7 protein-coding genes are annotated in these 6,109 nt (G+C 35.3%); 3 read left to right on the top strand and 4 right to left on the bottom strand.

The genetic code is table 11. From position 1 onward, the window contains the following. Positions 1-141 precede the first annotated feature (141 nt). The 4 genes from rplS to ACRD62_RS20995 all read right to left on the bottom strand — a co-directional run bounded on the left by rplS (position 142) and on the right by ACRD62_RS20995 (position 1,627). Positions 142-489, bottom strand: coding sequence for a 50S ribosomal protein L19 (rplS, locus tag ACRD62_RS21010; protein WP_430822067.1), 348 nt, complete (start codon positions 487-489; stop codon positions 142-144). Positions 490-625: 136 nt separating this feature from the next. Continuing rightward, positions 626-895, bottom strand: a complete 270-nt coding sequence (locus tag ACRD62_RS21005) for a hypothetical protein (RefSeq protein WP_430822066.1) — start codon at positions 893-895, stop codon at positions 626-628. Further along, positions 885-1,250, bottom strand: coding sequence for a phage holin family protein (locus ACRD62_RS21000; protein WP_430822065.1), 366 nt, complete (start codon positions 1,248-1,250; stop codon positions 885-887). The genes ACRD62_RS21005 and ACRD62_RS21000 overlap by 11 nt, the downstream gene beginning before the upstream one ends. Before the next feature lie 89 nt (positions 1,251-1,339). Continuing rightward, positions 1,340-1,627, bottom strand: a complete 288-nt coding sequence (locus tag ACRD62_RS20995; protein WP_430822064.1) for a YtxH domain-containing protein — start codon at positions 1,625-1,627, stop codon at positions 1,340-1,342. 157 nt (positions 1,628-1,784) lie between these two features. Here ACRD62_RS20995 and ACRD62_RS20990 point away from each other — a divergent pair, with 157 nt between their 5' ends. The 3 genes from ACRD62_RS20990 to ACRD62_RS20980 all read left to right on the top strand — a co-directional run bounded on the left by ACRD62_RS20990 (position 1,785) and on the right by ACRD62_RS20980 (position 6,109). Beyond that, positions 1,785-3,992 carry a RelA/SpoT family protein gene (locus ACRD62_RS20990; protein WP_430822063.1) on the top strand — a complete coding sequence of 736 codons (2,208 nt, stop codon included), beginning with the start codon at positions 1,785-1,787 and terminating at the stop codon, positions 3,990-3,992. 108 nt (positions 3,993-4,100) lie between these two features. After that, entirely contained in the window at positions 4,101-5,207 is a 1,107-nt protein-coding gene (locus ACRD62_RS20985; RefSeq protein WP_321410265.1) for a universal stress protein, read from the top strand. Positions 5,208-5,239: 32 nt separating this feature from the next. Continuing rightward, positions 5,240-6,109: a hypothetical protein gene (locus tag ACRD62_RS20980; protein ID WP_430822062.1), complete on the top strand. Its 870-nt coding sequence runs from the start codon at positions 5,240-5,242 to the stop codon at positions 6,107-6,109.

Genomic DNA, 6,109 nt, shown 5'->3' with positions numbered 1-6,109 from the left:
AGTGCCTGTTTTCGGGGTTTTGTTACACTTTTAAGATAGTGATAATTACTTAATTATCAAAGAAATAAATCAACTTCTGAATATCCCTAAAAAAAACCGGCCATCAGCCGGTTTTTTATTTCACCATTTTTATATAATGGCTTAGCTTCTTTTTTCTTTGATACGAGCTTTCTTACCGGTAAGTCCACGTAAGTAAAATAATCTTGCTCTACGAACTTTACCTTGACGTAATAATTCAACTTTCTCAATAAATGGAGAGTTGAATGGGAAAATTCTTTCCACACCAACGTTGTTAGAAATTTTTCTAACAGTGAATCTTTTGTTGTTTCCTTCTCCTTTAATCTGAATTACAACGCCTTTGAAAATCTGGATACGCTCTTTGTTACCTTCCTTAATTTTGTAAGATACAGCGATGCTATCTCCAGGACCGAAGTTTGGCAATTCAATACCACTCTCAAATGCGGCTTCAGCTACTTTAATCAAATCCATTTTTCCGTTTTTTATAGGATTAAACTTTCCCACGCAATATTACATGACTCCCTCGTTCAGTAAGAGATTACGTGAAATCGGCTGCAAAAATAGTGTATTATTGTCAAATAATGAAATAATTACATCTTATTTTTAGTTATTCTGCTTTTTCTTCTTTCTCAGATGTCTTTTTACGGTGAAAAAATTGTCCGATAAAGCTCTTGATGAATGACATAACGGGATTCAGCCATTCAGATACAAGAATTGGTACCAGCTTTGCAGGACTTAACATCATTGATAATTCAAGGTACTTTAATTGTAGTTTTTTTTCACTGTACTTTACCTGAAAGTAGAGCTTCATTTTTTCGTTCTCAAAATCTTCAAACGATTGTATATGGTCGTATCGATTGTTCGTTTTACTCATCATAATTGGTATAAGTTGGAAAAAATAAATTAATAACGGATTGTATTACCGGTTTCTCAACCAGTTTTTTGCGGAAAGCCATGAATAAAATTCCGATAATAAGATAAAATGCTGCAACTATAATAAAACCTAATCCTTGGCTGTCTAATATTTTCTCAAGCCAGAAAGCAATGGCTAAAGAGGCAAATAGTAATACAAAAAAGAAAAGGTAGAATAAAACCATTTTTATGAGTAACCCGGAAAGAAAACGTGAAATACTTTCAGCTGTATGTAGTTTTACCAGGTCAATTTGAGCTTTAACGTATTCCTCAAAATCGTTTCTAGCTTCTTTTAATTCGTCGCTCAGTTGTTCTTTCATAGATGTGTGTTGTAATAAAGAACCCCGGATTTTAGAGTTTCCGGGATTCTCAGGTTAAAAGTGTACATAATGTTTTGACGGCCGAATCTTTAGTTTGCTCCATGTGTTGGTTCCAATGTATTTCTGTATTCCTTAATTAAGGTTTCAATGCGATTCTCAAGGTCATGCATTTTTTTCTTCATCTCATCCTTTAATTCACCGCCTTTTACTTTAATTTTGTTACGTAGAGTATCCAATTCAGCTTCCATTTCTTTTAGTTTAGCTTTTAACTGATCGCGTGTCTCAGAGCCTTTTTGAGGAGCATAGAGCAACGCTAAAGAAGCACCTAGAGCAGCACCGGTTAACAAGCCTCCCAAAAATAATCCAGTATTTTTCATGGCATCAAATTTTAATAGTTAATAATGAATATAATATAATCATTATTCCCGACTATGTCAAACGAATTGATCTTTTAAAATAAGCCATTAATGTAAAAAACAAACACGATAAATTGTAACTTTACCCGAGGTTAACCTCAAAGCACTAATTATAGTAATGAGATCGAACAAAAATACTATTGATAAGAAGGAACGAGAACGAATACTAAGTCTTTATAAAGAGTTGCTTAGGTCTACATCAGCTTTTAGGTTGTCAAATGATGCACGTTTGATTAGAAAGGCTTTGAATGTAATGGTTGACGAAGAGAAACAGTTAAGCCGAAATAATGCAGGTGAATTATATTTAATAGAGTCACTTGAAGTAGCTTTAATTCTGGCTAAGGAAATAGGCTTGGGCCGAACAGCTGTTGTTTGTGCATTATTATACCAGCCTGTTCTTCAAAAAGAAATTACCGAAGAGGAAGTAAAACAAAACTTTGACGATCAGGTAGCCAATATTACTTCAGGGATGGTTAAGGTGGCAGAATTGTATGCGAAAAATACTTCCATCCGGAATGAAAACTTCAGAAAACTGATGCTGACCTTTGCTCAGGATATCAGAGTGGTATTGATTATTCTGGCTGATCGTTTGCGTTTAATGCGTAATCTGAACTTATATAGTATTGATGATCAACAACGAATAAGTGGTGAAGTAGGTTATCTGTATGCCCCTATGGCGCATCGTTTAGGGTTGTATGCTGTTAAATCAGAGATGGAAGACCTGGTAATGAAATATACTAATCGGGAGATGTATACTTTTATTGCCAAAAAATTAAATGAAACAAAAAGGGCACGAGATCAATATATCTATTCATTTATTAAACCTCTAAAGAAAGAGCTGGAGGAACTTGGATTAAAGTTTGAGATAAAAGGACGTACCAAAACAATACATTCTATCTGGAACAAGATTAAGAATCAGGATACTGAGTTTGAGCAGGTTTTTGACTTGTTTGCCATTCGTGTAATTTTAGATAGTAAGCCCAAAAATGAAAAAGCGGAATGCTGGCAGGTATATTCTGTTGTAACAGATAAATACCAGCCCAATCCAAGTCGTATGCGCGACTGGATTTCGGTTCCCAAGTCAAATGGATACGAATCACTTCATACAACTGTATTAGGTCCGGAGAATAAATGGGTAGAAGTTCAGATCAGAACAGAGCGAATGAATGAAGTTGCCGAAAAAGGTTTGGCGGCTCACTGGAAATATAAAGGTATCAAAGGTGAGAAGGGAATGGATGAGTGGTTGTCTAACGTTCGTGAGATATTGGAAAATCCTGAATTGAATGCTATAGATTTTATTGAAGACTTTAAACTGGACCTTTACGACGAAGAAGTCTTTGTTTTTACGCCTAAAGGTGATTTACGCCGATTGAGAAAAGGTGCAACCGTGCTTGATTTTGCTTTTGAGATTCATTCTGAAGTAGGTAAAAAGTGTGTAGGTGCAAAAATAGGAAATAAGAATGTGCCCATTAAGCATGTGCTTAAAAACGGTGATCATGTTTCCATAATGACCAGCAATAATCAGGAGCCAAAGAAAGATTGGCTGAATATTGTGGTTACTTCAAAAGCAAAAACAAAGCTGAAACAGGCTTTGCGCGAGATGCAATATAAAGAGGCTGAGATTGGCCGTGAGATGTTGATTCGACGATTAAAGAACTGGAAATTTGAGTTGAATGATCAGATGTTGAATCAATTGGTTAAATTTTTTGGTTTTAAATCCAATCATGATTTTATGCGTTCCATTGCTATGGAACAGCTTGATTTGGTACGTATAAAAGATTTTCTGGAAAAAGATCAGGCTAAGGAACAAGAGGATGAACGGGAGCGTAGTGCTGAGAACTTTGTGCCAACAGAAGAGGAGTTACCAGATGATGACGTATTAATGATAGATCGGAATCTTACCAATGTGGATTATAAATTGGCGAAATGTTGTAATCCGATTTTTGGTGATGATATATTTGGTTTTGTTGCAGCGTCTGGTGGCATCCGGATTCATCGACATACCTGTCCGAATGCCTATGATTTAAAAACCAAGTTTGGCTATCGGGTTGTACGCGCAGAGTGGACTACGGGTAATGATAATATGTACCAGGCAACCTTAAAAATAATCGGGAATGATGATATTGGTATCGTGACCAATATCTCACATGTAATAGCAAAGGAGCCTAAAGTAAAAATCAGGTCTTTATCAATTGATTCCAATGAAGGAACCTTTGAAGGGACTCTTACAGTATTTGTTGATAAACTGGAAAGTCTTAATCTGCTGGTAAAAAAAGTGAAGAATGTAAAAGGAGTTCATTCTGTTTCCAGAATTGGTACTTCTTAGTATGTGATAGCTTGATTTTTTCTTCTTAAAAGCGTACCTTTTATAAGAAAGTCCCGGTGTGGATTTGTTAGCTTGATAAATGTCTAACCTATTATAAACTTTGCTACCATGGAAGGAAAAATCATCACTTTAGTTGTGTTAACTTTTGAGCGTGCACATGTTCTGAAATCATTGCTCGAATCGGAAGATATTGAATGTTTCCTTGAAAATACCAATCTTATCCAGGGAGCTGTTTCTACAGGTGTTAAAGTCAGAATTCCTGAGGATGCATTGGAAGGTGCTCTTAAAGTACTGGAGAGCATGATGCAGGAGGAATTTAAATTGCCAACAAGAGAGCAAGTGCCTCCTCGTATTTTATTACCTGTCGATTTTTCGGAATATTCAAAAAAAGCTGCGATAATAGCTATAGACTGGGCAGCTGTTTTGGGTGCTGAACTGACTGTTCTCCATACATATTTTAATCCTATACTTAGTACCATGCCATTTTCAGATTCTTTTGCCTACGAAATGAATCTGGAAGATCTTGCCAGTGATTTGGAAGATAAGGCTATTGCAGGCATGAATAAATTTAAAGCTTTTCTCGATGAAAAGAATGAATTGTTGGGTGACAAAAAGATTACCATAAAAACAGAACTGGAGAAAGGCGTAGCTGAAGATGAAATAATAAGTTACAGTAAGGTTTATATGCCATTGGTTATAATAATGGGGACAAGGGGAAAAGATAAAAAAGTAGCTGATCTGATTGGAAGCGTTACCGCAGAAGTGGTTGAACGGGCAAAAGTTCCGGTTCTGGCTGTTCCCGAAGATTTTCATTATAAAGGCATCGATAAACTGAAGAATATACTCTATGCAACTGATTTTATGGATGGAGACTTTAAGGCTATTAGAATCCTTGAAAAAATTGCCAAACCATTAGACATGAAGGTTGTGTGTGCACATGTTAGTCCTAGAGATCATTTGGAGTGGGATGATGTGAAGTTGAAAGGTCTGAAAGAGCATTTTAAAAAGATTTACGGTGAAACTCATGTGGATTGTGATTTGATTGAACATGAAGATTTATATATAGCCCTTGAAAGTTATGTGAGAGAGAAAGATATTGATATTCTATCTTTTACACGACGAAGAAGAAGTTTGATCAGTAAACTATTCAATCCAAATATTGCAAAAAAAATGTTGTTTCACTCCAATACACCATTGTTAGTTTTTAATGATTGAATTTATTATTTTTAAAGGCAAATTAATGCCGTATGAAGAGCTTAAGAGCCGGTATTAAAATTACCGGCTTTTTAATTATTCTGATAATTGGGGGCCTTATAAAGGTTGATGCACAGTACAAAGTAGAAGGTAGAATCGTTGATGTAGGTTCTAGTTTTGAAGATGTATCTGTTGTAATAGAAACAAACGGCCTTAAAAAAGAAATTAATCTTTCCATTGACGGCGCCTTTGAGACTTATCTTCAAAAAAATAAAATATATCACTTTAGCTTTTTTAAACCTGACTTTGTAGCTAAAGTAATTGAGTTTTCAACCATAGTTCCGGATAATATTCATTTCGAGACGATTCAACCTTATTATTTACCAGTAAGACTATTTAAGACTTTTGAAGGAGTAGATACAGTGTTTTTTAAACAACCTGTGGCTAAAATACGCTTTGATGAAGAATTGTCCGATTTTGCTGATGACAGAGATTATTCTCTTAAAGTAAAGTATCACATTGATGAGATGCGTGCCGAGGCTGAAAAACAAAAAGAAAAGCCGGTTATAAAGAAGAAAAAGAAACCTGTAGAGGTATTAGAGGTAGTTGAGATTGATAAACCGAAAGTTCAGGAAGATACAGCTGTCATTATCCAGAAAGAAGAAAACTTTTCAATTGTTGGTTTACCTCCTTTGAAGGAATCTTATCCACAGGGAAGAACAGATGAGTATTTTGAAATGGAAGGAAGAAAGGTTGAAAGAACTATCTTTATGAACGGAAATGTGCGGAAAGTTTATTTTGTGGTAAAGCATCACTGGGGTGGTGTATTTTATTTTATCGATCAGGCTGAGATTGGTTACCGATGCATTTCTAAGAAAACCTATGAAAATTTATTAGCAAACAACGAGTTGGATAACAAATAA

The organism is Carboxylicivirga caseinilyticus, assembly GCF_050589785.1.
Taxonomy (GTDB): Bacteria; Bacteroidota; Bacteroidia; order Bacteroidales; family Marinilabiliaceae; genus Carboxylicivirga; species Carboxylicivirga caseinilyticus.
The sequence above is the reverse complement of the archived record's forward strand: the minus strand, read 5'-3'. Positions and strand labels throughout refer to the sequence as shown.